A 19,483-nucleotide genomic window follows, 5' to 3' on the forward strand; every position below is an offset into this window, starting at 1 on the left:
CCCGGCCCGCCGCAGCAATTCCGGAGATCTGCGCGAGTCAGCCCACATCCACCGTTCGAACGGACAACTGAGCGGCGTGCCGCAGATCAGCTCCGGAGTTGCCCTGCGGCACCCGCTACGGCCGCGCCGCCGCGTACTGCTCGCGGATCACCGCACGCGTGTCGACCGGCAGCGGCGCCGCGGCCTCCACCGGCCACGTGGGGCGCGCACCGGTCAGCACCCATGCCGCCTGCACCGCGCCGCCGTCGGCGACGTACTCGCCAGGGGCCGGGACGACGACGGGGGCGTCGAAGACCTGCGCGGCGACGGCGGCCACCGCCGGGTTCTGGGCCGCACCCCCGATCAGCAGGATGCGCTGCTCGGTCACTCCGACCCCGCGCACGGCGTCGAGGCCGTCGGCGAGTCCGCACAGCATCCCCTCGATGGCCGCGCGGGCGAGGTTGGCGGGGGTGGTGGAGGCGAGGGTGAGCCCGTGGATGCCCGCCGTCGCGTCCGGGAGGTTGGGGGTGCGTTCGCCTTCGAAGTACGGGACGAGCACCACGCCTCCCGCACCCGGCTCGGCCGTGAGGGCCAGCTCGGCGAGCCCGTCGTGGTCGACGCCGAGGAGGCGGGCGATGGCGTCGAGCACGCGGGCCGCGTTGAGGGTCGCGATGAGGGGGAGGGAGAGTCCGCTCGCGTCGGCGAAGCCGGCGACGGTGCCCGAGTCGTCGGAGACGGGTGAGTCGGTGACGGCGAAGACGGTGCCGCTGGTGCCGATGGAGACGACGACGTCGCCGTCCGCCGCGCCCAGCCCCAGCGCCGCCCCCGCGTTGTCTCCGGCTCCGGGCCCGACGAGCACACCGGACGGGGTCCGTCCCGCAGCCTCGCCCGGCCCCAGCACCCGCGGCAGCACGACCGCGTCGGCGGACCCGGGCGTCCCCGCCTCGCGGCCCGGCCGGCCGAGCGCCCGCTCGAACAGCTCAAGGTCGTAGGCGCCGTGGGCCGCGCTCCAATAGGCCGTCCCGCTCGCGTCGGAGCGGTCGGTGGTCAGAGACTCCAGATCCGGTCCCAGCGGGCTCTCGTCCGCGGGCCCGTAGCCGCGCAGCCGCCAGGTCAGCCAGTCGTGGGGGAGGGCGACGGCGGCGACGCGCGCGGCGTTCTCCGGTTCGGCGTCCCGCAGCCAGCGGAGCTTCGTCGCGGTGAAGGATGCGACCGGCACGACGCCCACGCGCGACGCGTAGGCGGGGGCCCCGACCTCCGCGATCAGGTCCCGGGCGGCCTGCGCGGACCGGGTGTCGTTCCAGAGCAGCGCGTCGCGCACCACCCGGCCGGAGGCATCCAGCGCCACCATTCCGTGCTGCTGGCCGGCGACCGAGATCGCGGCGACGTCGTCGAGCCCGCCTGCGGCCTCCAGGGCGACGGTCAGCGCCTCCCACCACGCGGCCGGCGCGACCTCGGTGCCGTCGGGATGCGCGGCCCGGCCGCTGCGCACGAGGGTGCCGGTCTCCAGGTCGCGCACGACCACCTTGCAGCTCTGGGTCGAGGAGTCGACGCCGGCGACGAGAGTCACGTCACTGTGTCCTAACGATCGATCGAGGTGCACGTCGTGGTCGTCATCCGCGGGGAATGAGCGCCACGACGTGCACCTCGGTGGTCAAACGAGGGGGGTCAGCGGGCGTTGAGGAGATGCTCCAGCGCCAGCTGCTGCAGGCGCACGAAGCCGAAGCCCTTGCCGCCGAAGTACGCGCTCGCGTCGAAGTCCTCGTACGCGCTGCGGTCGGCGAGCAGGTCGTCGTAGCTCTCGCCGGCGCCGAGCGTCGTCTCCGACAGCTCGGTCACGCGTGCCGCCTGCAGCGCCTCCTGCACCTCGGGGTCGGCGCGGAAGGCCGCGGCCCGCTCCTTGAGAAGGAGGTAGGTGCGCATGTTGGCGGCGGCGGAGTCCCACACGCCCGAGGCGTCCTCGGTGCGCGACGGCTTGTAGTCGAAGTGGCGCGGGCCGTCGTAGGCCTGGCCGCCGTTCGGGCCGCCGTTCTCGAGCAGGTCGACGAGCGCGAAGGCGTTCTGGAGGTCGCCGTGGCCGAACACGAGGTCCTGGTCGTACTTGATGCCGCGCTGGCCGTTGAGGTCGATGTGGTAGAGCTTGCCGTGGTACAGCGCCTGCGCGATGCCGGCGGCGAAGTTCAGGCCCGCCATCTGCTCGTGGCCGACCTCGGGGTTGAGGCCGACGAGCTCCGGGCGCTCCAGCGAGTTGATGAAGGCGAGCGCGTGGCCGACGGTGGGCAGCAGGATGTCGCCGCGCGGCTCGTTCGGCTTCGGCTCGATGGCGAAGCGGATGTCGTAGCCCTTGTCGGTGACGTAGTCGCCGAGCAGGTTGACGGCCTCGCGGTAGCGCTCGAGAGCGGCGCCGATGTTCTTGGCCGAGTCGTACTCGGCGCCCTCGCGGCCTCCCCACATCACGAACGTCTTGGCGCCCAGCTCAGCGGCGAGGTCGAGGTTGCGGAGCACCTTGCGCAGCGCGAAGCGGCGCACGGCGCGGTCGTTGGAGGTGAAGCCGCCGTCCTTGAACACCGGCGCGCTGAAGAGGTTGGTGGTGACCATCGGCACGATGACGCCGGTGTCGGCGAGGACCTGCTTGAGGCGGTCGATCTGCTTCTGCCGCTCGGCGTCGGTGGAGCCGAACGCGAAGAGGTCGTCGTCGTGGAAGGTGAGGCCGTAGGCGCCGAGCTCGCTGAGCTTGGTCACCGCCTCGACCACGTCGAGCTGGGGGCGGGTGGGGCCGCCGAACGGGTCGGTGCCGTTGTAGCCGATCGTCCACAGTCCGAACGAGAACTTGTCGGCGCGGGTGGGGGTGAGGCTCATGGTTCTGCTTTCCTTCAACGTCGTCGGTGATTTGTTGTTTCGATAAACTTATATCAGGAGATCGCGTCGGCCGCGACCCCGATGCGCTCGATCGCGACCGGCACGATCCGGGCATCGGACGCGGAGACGACGTGGAGGTCGCCCGTGATCGTGAGGGTAGCGCTCGTCTCGCGCTCAGCACAGGAGGGACCGACCCACAGCTCGATCGCCCCCGGCTCGACGACGCGCCGGAGCGACCGGTCGCTGAACGCGAGGCGGGCGGTCGGAACGTCGAACCGTACCTCCGCCTCCTCGCCCGTATCGAGATCCACGCGGGCGTACGCGAGCAGCTGCGCCACCGGCCGGGTCACGCTCGCCTGCACGTCGCGGGCGTAGAGCTGCACCACATCCGACCCGCCCCGGTCGCCGGTGTTGGCGACGCGGACGCGCGCGGTGAACGTGCCGCCCGCCTCCACCTCGGCGTCGACGGTCAGCTCCGCGCGGGAGAACGACGTGTACGAGAGCCCGTGGCCGAACGGCAGCACCGGCGTGCTGTCGGCACTCGTGATCTCGTTCGGGCCGCCGAGCAGCGGGTGGAGGTAAGAGTAAGGCTGGGCGCCGGCGGAGCGCGGCAGCGAGACCGGGAGCCGCCCGCTGGGCGACACCGCGCCGGACAGGACGCGGGCGACAGCGGCCGCCCCCTCCTCGCCCGGGAAGAACGACTGGAGCACGGCGGCCGGCGCCGTCGGGCCGTCGACCGCCCAGGCGAGAGCGTACGGCCGGCCCGAGAGCACGACGACGACCACCGGCGTCCCCGTGCGCACGACCTCCTCGACCAGCTCGCGCTGCACGCCGGGGAGCTCGAGGCTCTCCACGTCGTTGCCCTCGCCGACGGTGCCGCGCCCGAAGAGCCCCGCACGGTCTCCGACCACCACGATCGCGACGTCGGCGGTCTGCGCGGCGGCGACCGCGGCCGGGATGCCGGTGCGGTCGTCGCCCTCCACCGCGCAGCCGCTCTCGTGCACGATCCGGGCGTGCGGGAACTCCGTGCGCAGACCCGCGAGCACCGACGGGATCTCGAACCCGAGCGGGAACTCGGGGTGGTGCGCGAGCACGTGATTGGCGAAGGAGTAGCAGCCCATCAGGGCTTCCGGCCCGTCCGCGTTGGGGCCGACGACGGCGATCCGGCCGGGGGCCGGCGCGAGCGGCAGCGTCCCGTCGTTGGTCAGCAGCACCAGGGACTCCTCCGCCAGGCGGCGCGCGACGGCGCGGTGGGCGGGGCTGTCGATGTCGATCTCGGCGGGAGGCGTGTCGAACGTGGCGTCGAGCAGTCCGAGCTCCTCCTTCTGGGACAGCACGCGCAGCACGGCCCGGTCGACGAGGCCCTCGTCGACCGCACCCGAGCGCACCGCATCGGCAAGCGGTTCGAGGTAGGCGTCACCGGTCGGCAGCTCGACGTCGATGCCCGCCGCGAGGGCGAGCGCCGCCGCCTCGCCCAGATCGCCGGCGACGCCGTGCATCGTGTGGAGGAAGGCGACGGAGAAGTAGTCGGCGACGACGGCGCCGTCGAAGCCCCACTCCTCGCGCAGCACACCGGTCAGGTACTCGGGGTTCGCCGCGGTAGGGATGCCGTCGATCTCGGCATACGAGTTCATGACCGAGCGCACGCCGCCGTCCCGCACCGCCATCTCGAACGGGGGGAGCAGCACATCGCGCAGCTCGCGCGGCCCGGCGTGCACGGGGGCGTGGTTGCGGCCCGACTGAGAGGCGGAGTAGCCGACGAAGTGCTTCAGCGTCGCGTGCACGCCGGCATCCTGCAGCCCCCGGACGAACGCGGTCCCGATCGTGCCGACCACGTACGGGTCCTCGGAGATGCACTCGTCGACCCGGCCCCAGCGGGGATCCCGCACCACGTCGAGCACCGGCGCGAGGCCCTGGTGGATGCCGAGGGAGCGCATCGACCCGCCGATCAGTCCGGCCATCTCTTCCACCAGCTCCGGGTCGAACGACGCCCCCCAGGCGAGCGGCGTCGGGAAGGTCGCGGCCTTCCACGCGGCCAGGCCGGTGAGGCACTCCTCGTGCACGAGCGCCGGGATGCCGAGGCGGGTGCCCTGCACCAGCCGGCGCTGCTCGTTCCACAGCCAGGCGGCACGCTCGGCGGGATCGACGGGCCGCGTGCCGTAGACGCGTGTGAGGTGTCCGATGCCGTGCGCGGTCACGTCCTCGTAACGGCCGGGGTTGCCCATCTCGCCGGCCATCGGGGCGACGAGCTCGTCGCCCTTGTCGACCCAGTACCCCACCAGCTGCGCCAGCTTCTCGTCGAGGGTCATCTCCGCGTGCAGCAGGCGGACCCGCTCCGACACGGTCGGGAGCGTGGTTTCGCTCATGGAATCACTCACAGTTCTCTCGCGGGCGAGGGGTCAGCCCTTGACCGCGCCGGTCAGGCCGCCGACGATCCGGCGTTCGAACAGGCTGAAGAAGATCAGGGCCGGGATCATGGACAGGGAGGTGAAGGCGAGCACCTTCGCGGTGTCGACGGAGTACTGCGACGAGAACGCCTGCACTCCGAGCGGCAGCGTGAACGTCGCCTCGTTGTTGAGGATGAACAGGGGGAGGAGGTAGCTGTTCCAGCTGCCGATGAAGGCCAGGATGCCCGTCGTGATCACGCCGGGCAGCGACAGCCGCAGTACCATCCGGAAGAAGAACCCGAGCCGGCTGCAGCCGTCGATGAAGGCGGCCTCCTGGATCTCGTCGGGGATCGCGCGCAGGAACGGCACCAGGATGATGATCGTCGTGGGCAGGGCGAACGCGATCTGGGGGATGATGACGCCCCCGAGCGAGTTCATCAGCCCGAGGTTGCGCACCACGATGTACAGCGGGGTGATGGCGACCGTGATCGGGAACATCAGTCCGGCGGCGAACAGGGCGTAGAGCACCCCGCGCCCGCGGAAGCTGTAGCGGGCGAGGACGTAGCTCGCCATCAGCCCCAGCGCGACCGCGCCGATCGTCGTCGCCAGGGCGGCGATCGTGGAGTTGAGCACCTGGCCCCAGAAGACGCTGCCGCCGAGCACGCCGAGGTAGTTCTGGACGTTCCACGGGTTCGGGAGGCCGGCCGGGTCGACCGTGATCTGGGAGTTGGTGCGGAAGCCGCCGAGGATGATGTAGGCGATCGGCACCAGCATGAGCGCGATCACGACCAGGGCGATGAAGTACACCGCGGGCGACCCCCACGGGAGCGACTGCCGCTGCGCTTTGCGCTGGGCGCGGGAGGGGCGGGTCGGGCGGGATGCGGTGAGCGCGGTCATCGCGCCTTCCTTCCGGTTCGGGGGGCCTTCGCCGGCTCCGTGAGCGCGCCGGCGGTGTCGCGGCGGAGCACGAAGCGCTGGTAGACCAGGGCGACGATGAGCGAGATGAGGAAGATCACGACCGCGACCGCGTTGCCGTAGCCGTAGTTGCCGGCGTTGCGGCCGTTGGCCACCATGTAGGTCGCCATCGTCGAGGTGCCCGCGGTGGAGGCCACGTACTGTCCCCAGATGATGTAGACGAGGTCGAAGAGCTGCAGCGCGCCGATGATCGAGAGGAACGCCCAGATGCGCAGGGTCGGCCCGAGCAGCGGCAGCGTGATCCGGCGCTGGATCTGCCAGTAGGACGCCCCGTCGAGCGCCGCCGCCTCGTAGAGCTCCTCCGGCACGCCCTGCAGACCGGCCAGGAAGAGGATGACCGCGAAGCCCACGTACTTCCAGGTCAGGATGCCCATCAGGGTCCAGATGGCGATGTTCGGGTCGGACAGCCAGTCGTGGGCGAGGGCGCCGAGCCCCAGGTTCTCGAGCGCCCCGTTGAGTGCGCCGTTGGTCTGGAGCATGAGGCTCCATCCCGTCCCGACCACCACCTCCGAGATGACGTAGGGCACGAAGATCAGCACGCGGATGAGGGACTGCCCGCGCATCCGGCGATTCAGCAGCAGGGCGAGCAGGATGGCGATCGGCCCCTGCAGGACGAGCGACATGACGACGATGAAGGCGTTGTGCCCGAGGGCCTGGAGGAAGGCGGGGTCGGTCAGGATGACGACGTAGTTCTGGAGGCCGACGAAGTCCGTGGGCGGTCCGTAGCCCGCCCAGCGGTAGAAGCCGTAGTACGCCGCCATCACGACCGGGAAGATCACGAAGGCGAGGAAGACGAGGACGGCCGGGCCGGCCAGCAGGGCGATCTCCGCCCGGCCGGCCCAGCCCAGTCCGCGTCGGCGGCGGCGCGGCGACAGCGGGGGCGCCGCGATCGCGTCGCCCCCGCTGTGCTGCGCGAGATCCGCCTGCGGCAGGAGTGCCGAGGGTGTCTCGCGGGTGTTGCTCACGGGTCGGTCCTCAGCCCTTCTTGGCGGCGTCGTTCGCGGCCTGGATGAGGCCCTTCGCGTCGCTCTTGCCCGCAAGCATGTCGACGACCGCCACGTTGAGCGCGTTGCCGATGTTCTGGCCCAGGACCGTGTCCAGCCACTGCGAGACGAACGGGGCTTTGTTGTAGACGGCGAGCACGTCCTGCAGGTAGGGCTCGGTGACCGCCTTCTGCGCCTCGGTGTTGACCGGCGGAGCGTTGAAGGCCTTGTAGTAGTCGGTCTGGACCGGGGTGGTCGCCAGGTAGTTCAGGAAGTCGGCGCACTCCTTCGGGGCCTTGACCGAGCAGGAGTAGCCGTCGACGCCGCCCATGATCGATCCCGGCTCGCCCTTTCCGCCCTGCACCTCGGGGAACGGGTAGAAACCGAGGTCGGGAAGCGGCTTCTGGTCCGGGGTGAGCGAGGCGATCACTCCCGGGTCCCAGGCGCCCATGAGCTCCATGCCCGCCTTGTGGTTGGCGAGCAGGCCCGCCGAGCTGGAGGCCCCCTGCTGGGCGGAGGTCGTCAGGAAGCCGTCGTTGAACGGCTTGGTGTCGGAGAAGTTCTGCAGGTCCTCGGCGGCCTTCAGCCAGCACGAGTCCGAGAAGCTCTTCGAGTCGGCCGTCTTCTCCATCGTCGCCGGGGCGCACTCGCGCAGCGCGAACCAGTAGAACCAGTGGGCGGCGGGCCAGGCGTCCTTCGCGCCGAGGGCGATCGGGGCCACACCGGTCGCCTTGAGCTTGCTGACGTCGCTGTTGAGGTCGTCGATCGTGGCGGGAGCCTCGGTGATCCCGGCCGCGCTGAAGAGGTCCTTGCTGTACCAGAGGCCGCCGGGCAGGACGGCGATGGGCATGGCCCACACCTTGTCCTGGTACGTCTCCGACTTGAACGACCCCTCGGAGATGACCTTCTTGGTGTCGGCCGACACCTTGTTGGTGATGTCCATCAGCTGGCCGGCCTGGACCATGGCCGCCATCTTGCCGCCGCCGCGCTGCAGGAAGATGTCCGGCGCGTCACCCGAGTTGAGCGCGGTCTGCAGCTTGCCGTCGAGGTCCTCGTTCTGGATGGCCTGGATCTTGATGGTGACGTTGGGGTTCTCCTTCTCGAACCCGGCGACCGCGGTCTTCCAGAACTCCTGACCGGGACCGGTCGTCGAGTTCTGCCAGAGGGTCATGCTGACCTTGCCGCCGCCGGCGTCGTCGGACGTGCCGCTGCAGCCGCTCAGCGCGAGCGCGCCGACCGCGACGACCGAAGCCCCGATGAGGAGTCTCTTCGCTTTCATGTGATTCCAACCCGTTCTCTTCGTTGAGTGACGCCGCAGGGAGGGCGCCGTGGTGGTGTCAGGGGTCCGGGAGGGCATCCCGGCGGTCCTCAGTGTGACAATCGGCCGGAGGGGTGTCAAACGTTTTCAATATCGTTTTCAAGCGCCGTTTCCGATGCTAGGCTCGCGCTCCATGAGCCGACCAACGATCAACGACGTCGCCGCTGCGGCGGGCGTCTCGGTCGCGACGGTGTCCAAGGCGGTGAACGGCCGGTACGGCGTGGCCGTCGCCACCGTCGAGCGCGTCCTGCAGGTGGTCGAGGAGCTCGGCTACGAGTCCAGCCTGGTCGCGAGCAGCATGCGCTCGCGGCAGACCGGCGTCATCGGCGTCCTCGTGGCGGACTTCGAGCCGTTCAGCGCGGAGATCCTCAAAGGGGTCGGCGCGGCTCTGCACGACTCGCGGTACGACCTCCTGGCGTACAGCGGATCGCGTCAGCTCTCGCCCGAGGGGTGGGAGCGCCGTTCGCTCAGCCGGCTGAGCGGCACGCTGATCGACGGGGTCATCATGGTGACGCCGACGGTGGTGAACGTCTCGGCCGACGTCCCGATCGTCGCGATCGACCCGCACACGGGCCGGGCGGACCTCCCGACCGTGGAGTCGGACAGCTTCGGCGGCGCGCGGCACGCGACCCGCTTCCTCGCCGGGCTCGGGCACCGGCGCATCGGCTTCGTCGCCGGCCGGCCCGACCTGCGCTCCTCGAGTCTGCGCGACGCCGGCTACCGCCACGCTCTGGCGGAGTCCGGCCTCCCGTTCGACCCGGAGCTCGTGGCCGTGGGGCGCTACGAGCAGGACACGGGTCGCGGCGCCGCGAAGCGGCTCCTCACCGGACCCGACCGGCCGACGGCCGTCTTCGCTGCCAACGACCTGTCGGCGATCGCCGTGCTGGACGTCGCCGCCGAACTCGGCCTCAGCGTCCCGGGAGACCTCTCGGTCGTCGGCTTCGACGATGTCCCGGAGGCCGCCCAGTCGTCGCCGCCGCTCACCACTGTGCGCCAGCCCATCCAGCAGCTCGGCGCGGCCGCGGTATCGCTGCTGACCGCCCTGCTCGCGGGCGAGGAGCCGGAGAAGACCCACCTGGTGCTGCCGACCCGCCTGATCGAGCGGGGCACGACCGCGCCGCCGCGCTGACCCGCCGCCTTTCCGCCTTGCGACCGTGCGACCGCGGCGCCTTGGGACATTCGCGGTGCGGCGCCGCGGCGCGTTCGTCCCGAACCGCAGCGGTCACGGCTGCGAGTGTCCCGAACCGCAGCGGTCACGGCCCCGGGTGTCCCGAGCCGCAGCCGTAGCGGCCACCGTCGGCGCGCGCGAGGCGCGTCAGCGCGCGAAGCGCTCCGCGAGCCAGCGGGCCTGCTTCTCCCAGTGGCGGGTGCCGCCCCCCTCGTGGTCGTTGAAGGCGTACACCTCGATCGTGCGGTCCGCCGAGGCGAGGTGGTTGTAGGCGGCGAATGTCGTCGAGGGCGGCACGATCGTGTCCATCAGGCCGACCGAGAAGAGGGCGGGCGCGTGGATGCGGCGGGCGAAGTTGACCCCGTCGAAATACGACAGTGTGCGGAAGACATCGTCCACGCGGTCGCGATGCACCGACAGGTACTGCGCCAGCTCGACGAACGGTCCGTCGGCCGCGACGTCCGCACCGCGACGGTACGCGCACAGGAAGGCGACGTCCGGCAGCACCGCGTTCACGCCCTCCGCGAGCGCCCCGGCCGCGATCGCGATTCCGCCGCCCTGGCTGCCGCCGGTCACGGCGAGGAGCGACCGGTCGACGAACGGCAGCTCGCGGGCGGCGTCGACGGCCCGCACCGCGTCGGTGAACACGCGCCGGTAGTAGTAGTCGTCGGGGTTCTCGACGCCCCGGGTCATGAAGCCGGGGACGGCCGGTCCGGCGCCGTGCGGGTCGGCGGTCGCGCCTCCCGAGCCCCAGCGGCTGCCCTGGCCGCGCGTGTCCACCATCACGTGGACGTAACCCGCGAGCGCCCACAGGGTGTTGTCGCCGGGAAGCCCGCGGCCGCCGCCGTAGCCCTGATACTGCACGACGGCGGGGAGCGGGCCGTCGGCCTCCTTCGGACGCGTCACCCAGGCCTTCACCGGCTCCCCGCCGAAGCCCGGAAAGGTGAAGTCCTCGACGATCAGCTGCGTGATGGGCGTCTCGGCGGGCACGAGCACGGCCTCTCCGCCTGCGGCCCGCGCCTCCGCCAGAGTCTTCGTCCAGAACGCGTCGAAGTCGGCCGGCTGCTCGACCTCCGGGCGATAGGCGAGCAGCTCGGCATGGGTGAGGTCGGTGAGAGGCATGGCCGACATTGTGGCACAGTGACGGCATGCCCGATCGCACGTCCCCCGCCTCCGCGCGTCCCACCCTCGAGGCGATCGCGCAGGAGGCGTCCGTCTCGCTCTCGACCGTCTCGAAAGTGCTGAACGGCCGCCCCGGGGTCTCCGCCGCGACCCGGGATCGCGTCGAGCGCCTCCTGCACCGCTCCGGCTACGCCCGCCGCGGTCTCGACCCCGAGCGCGGAGGGATGGTGGAGGTGGTGGTCGAGAACATCCAGAGCGAGTGGTCCATCGAGATCCTCCGCGGGGTGGAGCGCATCACCCGCGAGAACGGGCTGGTGCTCGCGCTCAGCGTGCTCGGCGACCACCACGGCGTCGGCGACGAGTGGATCGCGGGCGTACTGCAGCGCAAGCCGCTCGCGGTCGTGCTGCAGTTCTCCCACCTCACTGCGACGCACCGCAGGCAGCTGCGCACCCGCAACATCCCCGTGGTCGTCGTCGATCCCGCGGGCGACCCGCCCGCGGACATGGCGGCCGTCGGCGCGACCAACTGGGCGGGCGGTGTCGCCGCCACCCGGCACCTCCTCGCCCTCGGCCACACCCGCATCGCGTGCGTCTCCGGCCCGACGGAGCTGATGTGCTCGCGCGCGAGGACCGCCGGGTACCAGTCGGCGCTCGCCGAGGCCGGGATCGCGTTCGACCCGGCCCTGACCGCGGTCGGCCGGTTCGGCCAGGCCGACGGGGAGCGCGCGGGCCGTCGCCTGCTGAGCCTCCCGGACCGCCCGACGGCCATCGTCGCCGCCAACGACATGCAGGCGCTCGGCGTCTACGACGCGGCCGCGGCGCTCGGGCTCCGCATCCCGGAAGACGTCTCCGTCGTCGGCTTCGACGACGTGCGGCCGGCGCTCTGGGCGCGTCCGCCTCTCACGACGGTGCGGCAGCCGCTGCAGGAGATGGCCGAGGAGGCGACCCGGCTGGCGCTGCGGATGCGCACAGGCGAGGCCGAGGCCACACGGATCGAGCTCGCGACCTCGTTCGTGGAGCGCAGTTCGACCGCGGCTCCCGCGGGCCGCCCCGCGGCGTGATCCGCGAAAGTTTTCCAATCGGTCCGCGGTAACTTGCGGGCCCGATCCGCCCGCCGTTAGCGTCGCCACGACGGAGCGAAGGAGCAGCGCGATGACGGACGCGGCGGGCCGCCTGCGGGTGGCGATGGTCGGCTACGGGTTCATGGGAGCCGCTCATTCGCAGGGCTGGCGGGTCGCTCCGCGATTCTTCGACCTGCCCGTCGAGCCGGTCATGAGCACCATCGTCGGGCGCGATGCCGGACGGGTGGAGGCAGCCCGGCAGCGGTTCGGCTGGGAACGGTCGGAGACCGACTGGCGCCGCGTGATCGACGACCCGGAGATCGACGTCGTCGACATCTGCTCGCCCGGCGCCTCGCACGCGCAGATCGCGATCGCCGCCCTCGACGCCGGCAAGCACGTGCTGTGCGAGAAGCCGCTGGCCAACACCGTCGGCGAGGCGGAGGCCATGGTCGCCGCCGCCGAACGTGCGGCCCTTCGCGGCGAGCGCTCGATGGTGGGCTTCAGTTACCGCCGCGTGCCGGCCATCGGTTTCGCCCGGCGTCTGATCGCCGACGGCCGGCTCGGCGACATCCGGCAGCTGCGCGCCCTCTACCTGCAGGACTGGCTCACCGACGAGGAGGGCCCGATGACCTGGCGGCTCGACAAGGAGCAGGCGGGCTCGGGGTCGCTCGGCGACATCGGCGCGCACGCGATCGACCTGGTCGAGCATCTGACGGGCTCGCGGGTCGCGAGCGTCTCCGGTACGCTCGCGACCTTCGTGGAGGAGCGCCCGCTCCTGGGCGAGACCGTCGGGCTGTCGGGCACGGCGTCGGAGGAGCGCGGGCGGGTGACCGTCGACGACGCCGCCTGGTTCACGGCACGCCTGGAGGGCGGGGCCGCCGCGGGGGCGATCGGCGCGTTCGAGGCGACCCGGTACGCCACCGGGCGCAAGAACGCGCTGCGGATCGAGCTCTCCGGCTCGCGCGGCGCGATCGCGTTCGACCTGGAGGCGATGAACGAGCTGCAGTTCTACGACGCGACCGCGCCGGCCGGCGAGCAGGGCTTCACCCGCATCCTCGTGACGGAGCCCGAGCACCCGTACATGGCGAACTGGTGGCCGACCGGGCACGCGATCGGCTACGAGCACGCCTTCACCCACCAGGTCGTCGACGTCGTCACAGCCATAGCCACGGGCAGGGATCCCGAACCGTCGTTCGCGGACGGCCTCCGCATCCAGCGCGTCCTCGACGCCGTCACCCGCAGCGCCGCCTCCGGCAGCGCCTGGACCCCGACCGCGTAACCCGCGGCGCACGGAAGGAACCATGACCAAGCAGGCCCTCGTCGTCCGCGGCGGCTGGGACGGGCATATGCCCGTCGAGACCACGGACCTCTTCCTCCCCTTCCTGGAGACGAACGGGTTCACCGTGCGCGTCGAGGAGGCGCCCGCCGTGTACGCCGACGCGGCGTTCATGGACACCGTCGACCTCGTCCTCCAGATCAACACCATGAGCACGATCGAGCCGGCGGAGCTGGCCGGGCTGCAGCGCGCGGTGCTGAACGGCACGGGCCTGGCGGGGTGGCACGGCGGCATCGCCGACAGCTATCGCGACAGCGCCGACTACCTCCACATGATCGGCGGCCAGTTCGCCCACCACGCGGGCAAGGATCCGGCCGAGCGCACCGGCGCCCAGGACGACAACTACATCCCCTACACCGTGCACATCACGGAGCTCGGGCGTACGCATCCCATCACCGCGGGCATCGACGACTTCGATCTGGTCACCGAGCAGTACTGGGTGCTCTCCGACGAGTACAACGACGTGCTGGCCACGACCACGCAGGAGGTGCGGCCGTGGGACGCGTGGAACCGTCCGGTGACCGCGCCCGCGATCTGGACCCGCCAGTGGGGCGAGGGACGCGTGTTCGTCTCCGCGCCCGGGCACCGGTTGGAGGTCGTCGCGAGCGAGCCCGTCCGCACCATCATCGAGAGGGGCCTGCTGTGGGCCGCCCGCTGACCGTCGGCGTCATCGGCGTCGGGAACATCAGCGCCCAGTACTTCGCCGAGTTCCCGAAGCTCCCCGGCCTGCGGCTGGCGGCGGTCGCCGACCTCGACGTCGCCCGCGCCGCGGCGGTGGGGGAGGCGCAGGGCGTCCGCGGCGTCTCCGTCGACGATCTGCTCGCGGATCCGCGCATCGACGCCGTGCTCAACCTGACCGTCCCGCAGGCGCATGCCGAGGTCGCCCTCCGCGTGCTCGACGCCGGCAAGCACGTCTACGGTGAGAAGCCCCTCGCCCTCACGACCGCCGAGGCCGCGCCCGTGCTCGCGCGCGCGGCCGAGCGCGGGCTGCGCGTCGGCAGCGCACCGGACACCGTGCTCGGCACCGGCATCCAGACGGCGCGCGCCGTCATCGATGCGGGTCGCATCGGCGACCCCGTCGCGGCCGCGGTCGCCTGGAGCGCCCCCGGCCACGAGCTCTGGCATCCCGCCCCCGCGTTCTACTACCAGCCGGGCGGCGGCCCGCTGTTCGACATGGGCCCGTACTACCTGACCAGCCTGGTCACCTTCTTCGGCCCGGTCGTGCGCGTCTCCGGCGTCGCCGGCCGTTCCGCCCGTGAGCGCACCGTCGCGACCGGCCCCCTCGCCGGAACACCCGTCCCGGTGGATGTCGACACCCATGTGACCGCCATCCTGGAGCACGCTTCCGGGGCCGTATCGACCGTCACGGTCTCGTTCGAGGTGTGGGCGACCCGCCTGCCGCTGTTCGAGGTGCACGGCACCGCCGGGAGCATCGCCGTGCCGGACCCCAACCGGTTCTCCGACCCGGTGCTCGTCGCGACCGCCGACGACCGCACGTTCCGGGAGGTGTCCGTCGCCGCCGGCTATCCGGACGCGGGACGCGGCGTCGGCCTGGCGGACATGGCCCGCGCGATCGACACCGACCGCCCGCACCGGGCCTCCGGCGACCTGGCCTTCCACGTGCTCGACATCATGGAATCCATCCTGACCGCTGGCCGCGCGCACGCGGTCGTGGAGGTGACGTCGACGGTGGAGCGGCCGGAGGCCGTGCCGCCGGGGGAGCGTCCGGACACCTGGTGACGACTCCCGTCGGACCAACGCGGCTGATCAGTCGCCTCCGATGCGGACCTGCCCCCGGATCCACTGTCCGACGTCCCCGCCGACACCGTCGAGCACCGACAGATGGGTGGCACCCGGGACGATCGAGGTCGTCAGAAGGCGCTGCGGGGCGGCGTGTGCGAAGGCGGCCACCCGCGCCGGGTCGAAGACCTCGTCGCGCGAGCCGATCCACACGCCGACGGGGTGGCGGAGACGGCTCAGGATCCCGCGCGCGTCGGTGACGTTCTGGCCGATCGCCATGGCCGCGGTGTAGCGGGGGATGAGCCCGGAGCGTACCTGTGCGGGCGTGTAGGCGAACGCGACGGCGTCCCGGTGTGCATCGACCAGCCCGTTGCTGAGGGTGGCCGCGACGAGCGGGGGCTGGCAGACCGTGGCGAAGTTCGACGCGTCGGCGACCGACTCCGTGCCGGAGTGGAGGCCGAAGTCGGGTGCGACGAGCACGTATCCACGCACCCGGGAACCGAGTGACGCCGCGCTGTTGAGCACGATCCCCGCGCCGGCCGAGTGGCCGCCGACGAACACCGGCAGGCCGGGATGCGCCCGGGACGCGACGCCGACCGCGGTCGAGGTGTCCGAGACCAGCTGACCGGGGGACGGGGTGTCGCCGCGCGGGCCACCGGAGGCGCCGTGGCCGCGGACATCGAACAGATAGGCGGCGACGCCGCTCTCGGCCAGAGCGTGTCCGAAGCCCAGGTATCCGAGCGTGCTGTTCGCACCCGAGCCGTGGAAGAAGACGAGCGAGGCGATCGGATGGGCGGGTGCGAACGCGTAGTAGGCCAGCCGTGTGCCGTCGGTCGCCCGCGCCGTCCCGGACGGTCGCATCCCTGCGCCGCTGCTCGGACCGGTCGACGAGACGTCCAGCCCGCTCGCGCTGACACGGGGGAAGGAGCAGGGGGCGCTCACGGCCGCTGCGCCCGCTGCGGTCATGCCGGCGAGCACGATGACGGTGACCCCGACCGCCCCGCCGAGGCGCCGGGCACCGAAGGCGGGCGGTGTCCACCGGCGGCCGGCTGCGGGAATCAGCGCGAGAATCGCCGACGCCACTCCGAGGGCGGCGGGGACGGATCCCGCCGCGCCGCCGCCGACGGCCAGGTGGATGACTCCTGCCGTGAGGGCGGAGACGGCGGCCGAGCCGATCCACCACCGCCCGGACCGCCCGGGACGGCGCTGCAGGATCACCCCGACCCAGAACAGCACTGCGGCCCCGAGCAGGATCCCGCCGGCGACGGGCAGGCCGGCGGAGGCCCAGGGACCGACATCGGCGATACCGACGGCAAGGGCGATGGCGCCGGCGACGGTGGCGAGAACGCGGGAGGCGGAGACGGAAACCGGAATGCGGGAGGACATGCCTTCACGCTAAGAACGCCCGGCCGCGATCGGATCGACCCGTGAGTGGACCCGAGGTGGAGATCCGGCCTCCGCTGAGGTTCGCCCCCGCGCTGTTCGACGCACCGGGGAACGGAGCCTTCGCCGCACATCCATTTCGCGGAGGCCCGCCTTCGACGATGGAGATGCGGGCGCTCTGTGCAGGTCCGGCTCGACCGTCAGCGGGTCGCGTCGACGGCGGTCGTCGCCACCCACGGTCCGCTCCACCAGCCGCGCCAGCCCAGCGGAGCGGTCGTCACGGTGAGGCCCGCGGCGCGGAGGTCATCGGCGTATTCGCCGGCGCGGCGGATGTCGGCGATGACGATGCGACCGCCGGGCGCAAGGACCCGCACAGCCTCTCCGATCGCCCGGCGGCGTGCCTCGCGAGTCTGGATGTTGTGGATCGCGAGGCTCGCGGTCACCAGCTCGAAGGAGCCATCGGGATAGGGGAGCTCGGTCATGTCCCCGGTCTCGAACCGGACTCGATCCTCGACGCCGTTGACCGCCGCGTTGGCCTGAGCTGCGGTGAGCGTGTTGCCGGACTGGTCGACCGAGCGCCAGAGGTCGATGCCCGTCACGGTCATCCCCGGGAACCGCAGCGCGGCCATGATCGAGACAGTGCCGTGCCCGCATCCCACGTCGAGGATGGAGGCGCCGGGAGGAAGCGTCACCCGGTCGAGAAGCCCGTCCCAGAGTATGAACTTGCCGCGCAGCGAGGTGTGCCAATAGAGCACCGCGCCCGCCGCCGAGGCCACCGTGACCAGACCGAGGATCACGACCACCCACCACCAGGCTTCCCAGAGCGTGGCGGCAGCGACGGTGAGCGCCGCGTAGACGACGGTGTAGCCCACCCACATCCACGGCACCCACGGGGCATCGATGCCATAGTCGCCGTGCGGTCTCTGCGTCGCCATCCGAACCCTCCTACTATAGTTTTAGTAAGTGTAGAAGGAGGAAGCGGGGATGTCGAGACGGAGCACACGCCTGATGGTGCTGGGTGTCGTCGCTTACCGGAATCCGATCAGTGGGTACGGGATCGAGAAGACCCTCGACGAGTGGGCCGTCTCTCGATGGACCACGATCGCACCGGCATCGATCTACCAGCAGCTCCGCACCCTCACTGCCCAGGGTGCTGTCGAGCCCGTGGCGGGCTCGCGCGGGCGAGCCGCCGAGCACCGTTGCACTCCCGCCGGGCACGAGCAGCTGCGCCGGCTCCTGCTCGAGCTGCTCCACGAGCGCGACTTCCGCCCGATGAGCCTGCTTCCGCTGCTCTACTTCACCCCCAGCCTGACCAGCGAGGAGCTGGACGCGGGACTCGCCTCCCGCATCCGGCTCCTCGACCAAGCACTCGAGAGCGAGGATGCGATGATCGCTCGCTCGGAGGAGCTCGGCCCCTCGCATGTGACCGAGATCTTCCGGCTCACCTGGCGCGGCCTCCGCGCCGACCGGGACTGGTGCGCGGAATACCGCGCTCGCCTCCGCGCAAACCACTCAGGAAGTCGCACTTCCGACCCGTGACGAGCTCGCATTCCCGCTACCGCTCGAGAAGCGGCAACGATCCCCATCGTGTCGTGTCTGCCGTGAGCGGCGCGTCCACCCGCGATCGGGCGGCGCCCAGACCATGTGGGCCGTTCGGCCATCCGGAGAGCCGACCAGATGCAGCCGACCAGGAGGCAGCGCGCAGGACGACGTCGCATCTGCGACCTCCGCGCGGGGCTATTGTCGGATCATGTCGTCGCCCTCCGAGCTCAGCACCGTGCGGCACGCCACGGGCGGCGCGACGGACGCGCTACGGCGGAACAATCTGGCGACCGTCCTCGGGCTCGTGCATCGGGAGGGGGCGCTCTCCCGCAGCGACCTGACGCGCCTGACCGGGCTCAACCGGTCGACCGTCGGCGACCTGGTCGGTGAGCTGGCGGCGCTCGGGCTGGTGGTCGTGGACGAGTCACCCGCTTCCGTCGCCGAGCCGGGTGTGCGTGCGGCCCGCGGGCGGCCGAGCCCGCTCGTCCGCGTCTCCGACCAGGTGGCGGCGGTGGCCGTGAACCCGGAGGTCGACGCCGTCATCATCGGGCTGGTCGGGCTGGGCGGGCGGGTGCTCAAGCGCATCCGGGTCGAGACTGCGTCCGCGCGGAGCGTGGGGGAGACGGTCGGCCTGGCGTCGGCGGGCATCGCGGGGATGCTCGCGGGGGAGACGGGGATTCGGGTCGCCGGCATCGGCGTCGCCGTGCCCGGTCAGGTGCGGCTCTCCGACGGCATGGTGCGGGAGGCCACCCACTTCGGCTGGGTCGACGAGCCGCTGGCCGCCATGCTGGGGGAGTCGACGGGGCTTCGGGTGTGGGCGGCCAACGCCGCCGTCCTCGGGCTCCGGGCCGAGAGCGCGTTCGGAGCCGGGCGCGGGATCGACGATCTCGTCTACATGATCGGCGGTGCCTCGGGCATCGGTGGCGGCGGGATCAGCGGCGGCCGCTTGCTCACCGGGGCCTCCGGCTACGCGGGCGAGTTCGGTCACACGTTCGTCCGCTCCGACGGGCGCGCGTGCCCCTGCGGTGCGCGCGGATGCCTCGAGGCGGAGGTCACGCAGGCCGAACTGCTCGCCGCGGTGGGCCTCGACTCCGCGCAGGCCGCAGAGCTGGCCGATCGACTGATCGCGACCGATGACCCTGTCGCGCGCGCGGTCGTGGAACGGCAGTACGAATCCCTCCGCATCGCGACCCGCAGCGCCGTCAACGTCTTCAACCCGTCCGTCGTCGTGCTCGGCGGATTCCTCGCCGCGTTGTACCGGGGAGCTCAGGCGCACGGCGCGCCCGACGTGCTCGGCGACGTGATCCACTCGTCGCGGGACGGCGTCGCCGTGACCGAGGCGTTGCTCGGCACCGACCAGATGCTGATCGGCGCCGCCGAGCTCGTGTTCGCCGAGCTCATCGCGGACCCGGCGCGCGCGCTCGCCGCGTAGTCTTGGCGCCTCCCGGCCCGGGCTCACCCACTGGGCTTCCATTGTTGTGTTCGCAAACTAATCGGTTTCCTTTGCGTTGCTTGGTATCCGGCGAAGAAATCTGCTTGCAATCTCCTGCACCGTCGTTTATGTTGTGTTCGTCAACAAAATGCATCGGAGTGGCTGCGAGACCTGCAGACGCGCGTCCACTCCACTACA

16 protein-coding genes are annotated in these 19,483 nt (G+C 71.7%); 7 read left to right on the forward strand and 9 right to left on the reverse strand.

The window, feature by feature from the left end; all coding sequences use genetic code 11:
• Positions 1-115 precede the first annotated feature (115 nt).
• The 6 genes from IT072_RS04915 to IT072_RS04940 all read right to left on the reverse strand — a co-directional run bounded on the left by IT072_RS04915 (position 116) and on the right by IT072_RS04940 (position 8,462).
• The gene (locus IT072_RS04915) at positions 116-1,549 is read right to left on the reverse strand and encodes a xylulokinase (RefSeq protein WP_223359814.1); all 1,434 of its coding nucleotides are present in this window, start codon (positions 1,547-1,549) and stop codon (positions 116-118) included.
• A gap of 98 nt (positions 1,550-1,647) precedes the next feature.
• Entirely contained in the window at positions 1,648-2,838 is a 1,191-nt protein-coding gene (gene xylA / locus IT072_RS04920; protein WP_223359815.1) for a xylose isomerase, read from the reverse strand.
• Between the two features lie 53 nt (positions 2,839-2,891).
• The gene (locus tag IT072_RS04925) at positions 2,892-5,204 is read right to left on the reverse strand and encodes a beta-glucosidase family protein (RefSeq protein WP_223359816.1); all 2,313 of its coding nucleotides are present in this window, start codon (positions 5,202-5,204) and stop codon (positions 2,892-2,894) included.
• 33 nt (positions 5,205-5,237) lie between these two features.
• Positions 5,238-6,122, reverse strand: coding sequence for a carbohydrate ABC transporter permease (locus IT072_RS04930; protein WP_223359817.1), 885 nt, complete (start codon positions 6,120-6,122; stop codon positions 5,238-5,240).
• Positions 6,119-7,165 carry a carbohydrate ABC transporter permease gene (locus IT072_RS04935; protein WP_223359818.1) on the reverse strand — a complete coding sequence of 349 codons (1,047 nt, stop codon included), beginning with the start codon at positions 7,163-7,165 and terminating at the stop codon, positions 6,119-6,121. Before IT072_RS04935 ends, IT072_RS04930 begins: the two co-directional genes overlap by 4 nt.
• 10 nt (positions 7,166-7,175) lie before the next feature.
• Positions 7,176-8,462, reverse strand: coding sequence for an ABC transporter substrate-binding protein (locus IT072_RS04940; RefSeq protein WP_223359819.1), 1,287 nt, complete (start codon positions 8,460-8,462; stop codon positions 7,176-7,178).
• A 172-nt stretch (positions 8,463-8,634) separates the two neighbouring features.
• On the opposite strand from IT072_RS04940, the gene IT072_RS04945 reads away from it, so the two are divergent.
• Positions 8,635-9,630 (forward strand): LacI family DNA-binding transcriptional regulator, encoded by a 996-nt coding sequence (locus IT072_RS04945; protein WP_223359820.1) that lies wholly within the window; start codon positions 8,635-8,637, stop codon positions 9,628-9,630.
• 186 nt (positions 9,631-9,816) lie between these two features.
• Here IT072_RS04945 and IT072_RS04950 read toward each other — a convergent pair whose 3' ends face one another.
• The gene (locus IT072_RS04950) at positions 9,817-10,791 is read right to left on the reverse strand and encodes an acetylxylan esterase (RefSeq protein ID WP_223359821.1); all 975 of its coding nucleotides are present in this window, start codon (positions 10,789-10,791) and stop codon (positions 9,817-9,819) included.
• Positions 10,792-10,817: 26 nt separating this feature from the next.
• Here IT072_RS04950 and IT072_RS04955 point away from each other — a divergent pair, with 26 nt between their 5' ends.
• The 4 genes from IT072_RS04955 to IT072_RS04970 all read left to right on the forward strand — a co-directional run bounded on the left by IT072_RS04955 (position 10,818) and on the right by IT072_RS04970 (position 14,928).
• Positions 10,818-11,852 (forward strand): LacI family DNA-binding transcriptional regulator, encoded by a 1,035-nt coding sequence (locus IT072_RS04955; protein WP_223359822.1) that lies wholly within the window; start codon positions 10,818-10,820, stop codon positions 11,850-11,852.
• Positions 11,853-11,943: 91 nt separating this feature from the next.
• Positions 11,944-13,131: a Gfo/Idh/MocA family protein gene (locus IT072_RS04960; protein ID WP_223359823.1), complete on the forward strand. Its 1,188-nt coding sequence runs from the start codon at positions 11,944-11,946 to the stop codon at positions 13,129-13,131.
• Positions 13,132-13,153: 22 nt separating this feature from the next.
• Complete coding sequence (locus tag IT072_RS04965; RefSeq protein ID WP_223359824.1) at positions 13,154-13,846, forward strand: ThuA domain-containing protein; 693 nt, start codon at positions 13,154-13,156, stop codon at positions 13,844-13,846.
• Positions 13,831-14,928, forward strand: coding sequence for a Gfo/Idh/MocA family protein (locus IT072_RS04970; protein ID WP_223359825.1), 1,098 nt, complete (start codon positions 13,831-13,833; stop codon positions 14,926-14,928). The genes IT072_RS04965 and IT072_RS04970 overlap by 16 nt, the downstream gene beginning before the upstream one ends.
• Before the next feature lie 27 nt (positions 14,929-14,955).
• Here IT072_RS04970 and IT072_RS04975 read toward each other — a convergent pair whose 3' ends face one another.
• Positions 14,956-16,314 carry an alpha/beta hydrolase gene (locus IT072_RS04975; RefSeq protein WP_223359826.1) on the reverse strand — a complete coding sequence of 453 codons (1,359 nt, stop codon included), beginning with the start codon at positions 16,312-16,314 and terminating at the stop codon, positions 14,956-14,958.
• A 197-nt stretch (positions 16,315-16,511) separates the two neighbouring features.
• Positions 16,512-17,246, reverse strand: a complete 735-nt coding sequence (locus tag IT072_RS04980; RefSeq protein ID WP_223359827.1) for a class I SAM-dependent methyltransferase — start codon at positions 17,244-17,246, stop codon at positions 16,512-16,514.
• A gap of 49 nt (positions 17,247-17,295) precedes the next feature.
• On the opposite strand from IT072_RS04980, the gene IT072_RS04985 reads away from it, so the two are divergent.
• Both IT072_RS04985 and IT072_RS04990 read left to right on the forward strand, forming a co-directional pair.
• On the forward strand, positions 17,296-17,850 hold the full coding sequence (locus IT072_RS04985; RefSeq protein ID WP_223359828.1) for a helix-turn-helix transcriptional regulator: 555 nt from the start codon (positions 17,296-17,298) through the stop codon (positions 17,848-17,850).
• Between the two features lie 211 nt (positions 17,851-18,061).
• Positions 18,062-19,285 (forward strand): ROK family transcriptional regulator, encoded by a 1,224-nt coding sequence (locus IT072_RS04990; protein ID WP_223359829.1) that lies wholly within the window; start codon positions 18,062-18,064, stop codon positions 19,283-19,285.
• The last annotated feature ends 198 nt before the right edge of the window (positions 19,286-19,483 follow it).

The organism is Leifsonia sp. ZF2019, assembly GCF_019924635.1.
GTDB lineage: Bacteria > Actinomycetota > Actinomycetes > Actinomycetales > Microbacteriaceae > Leifsonia.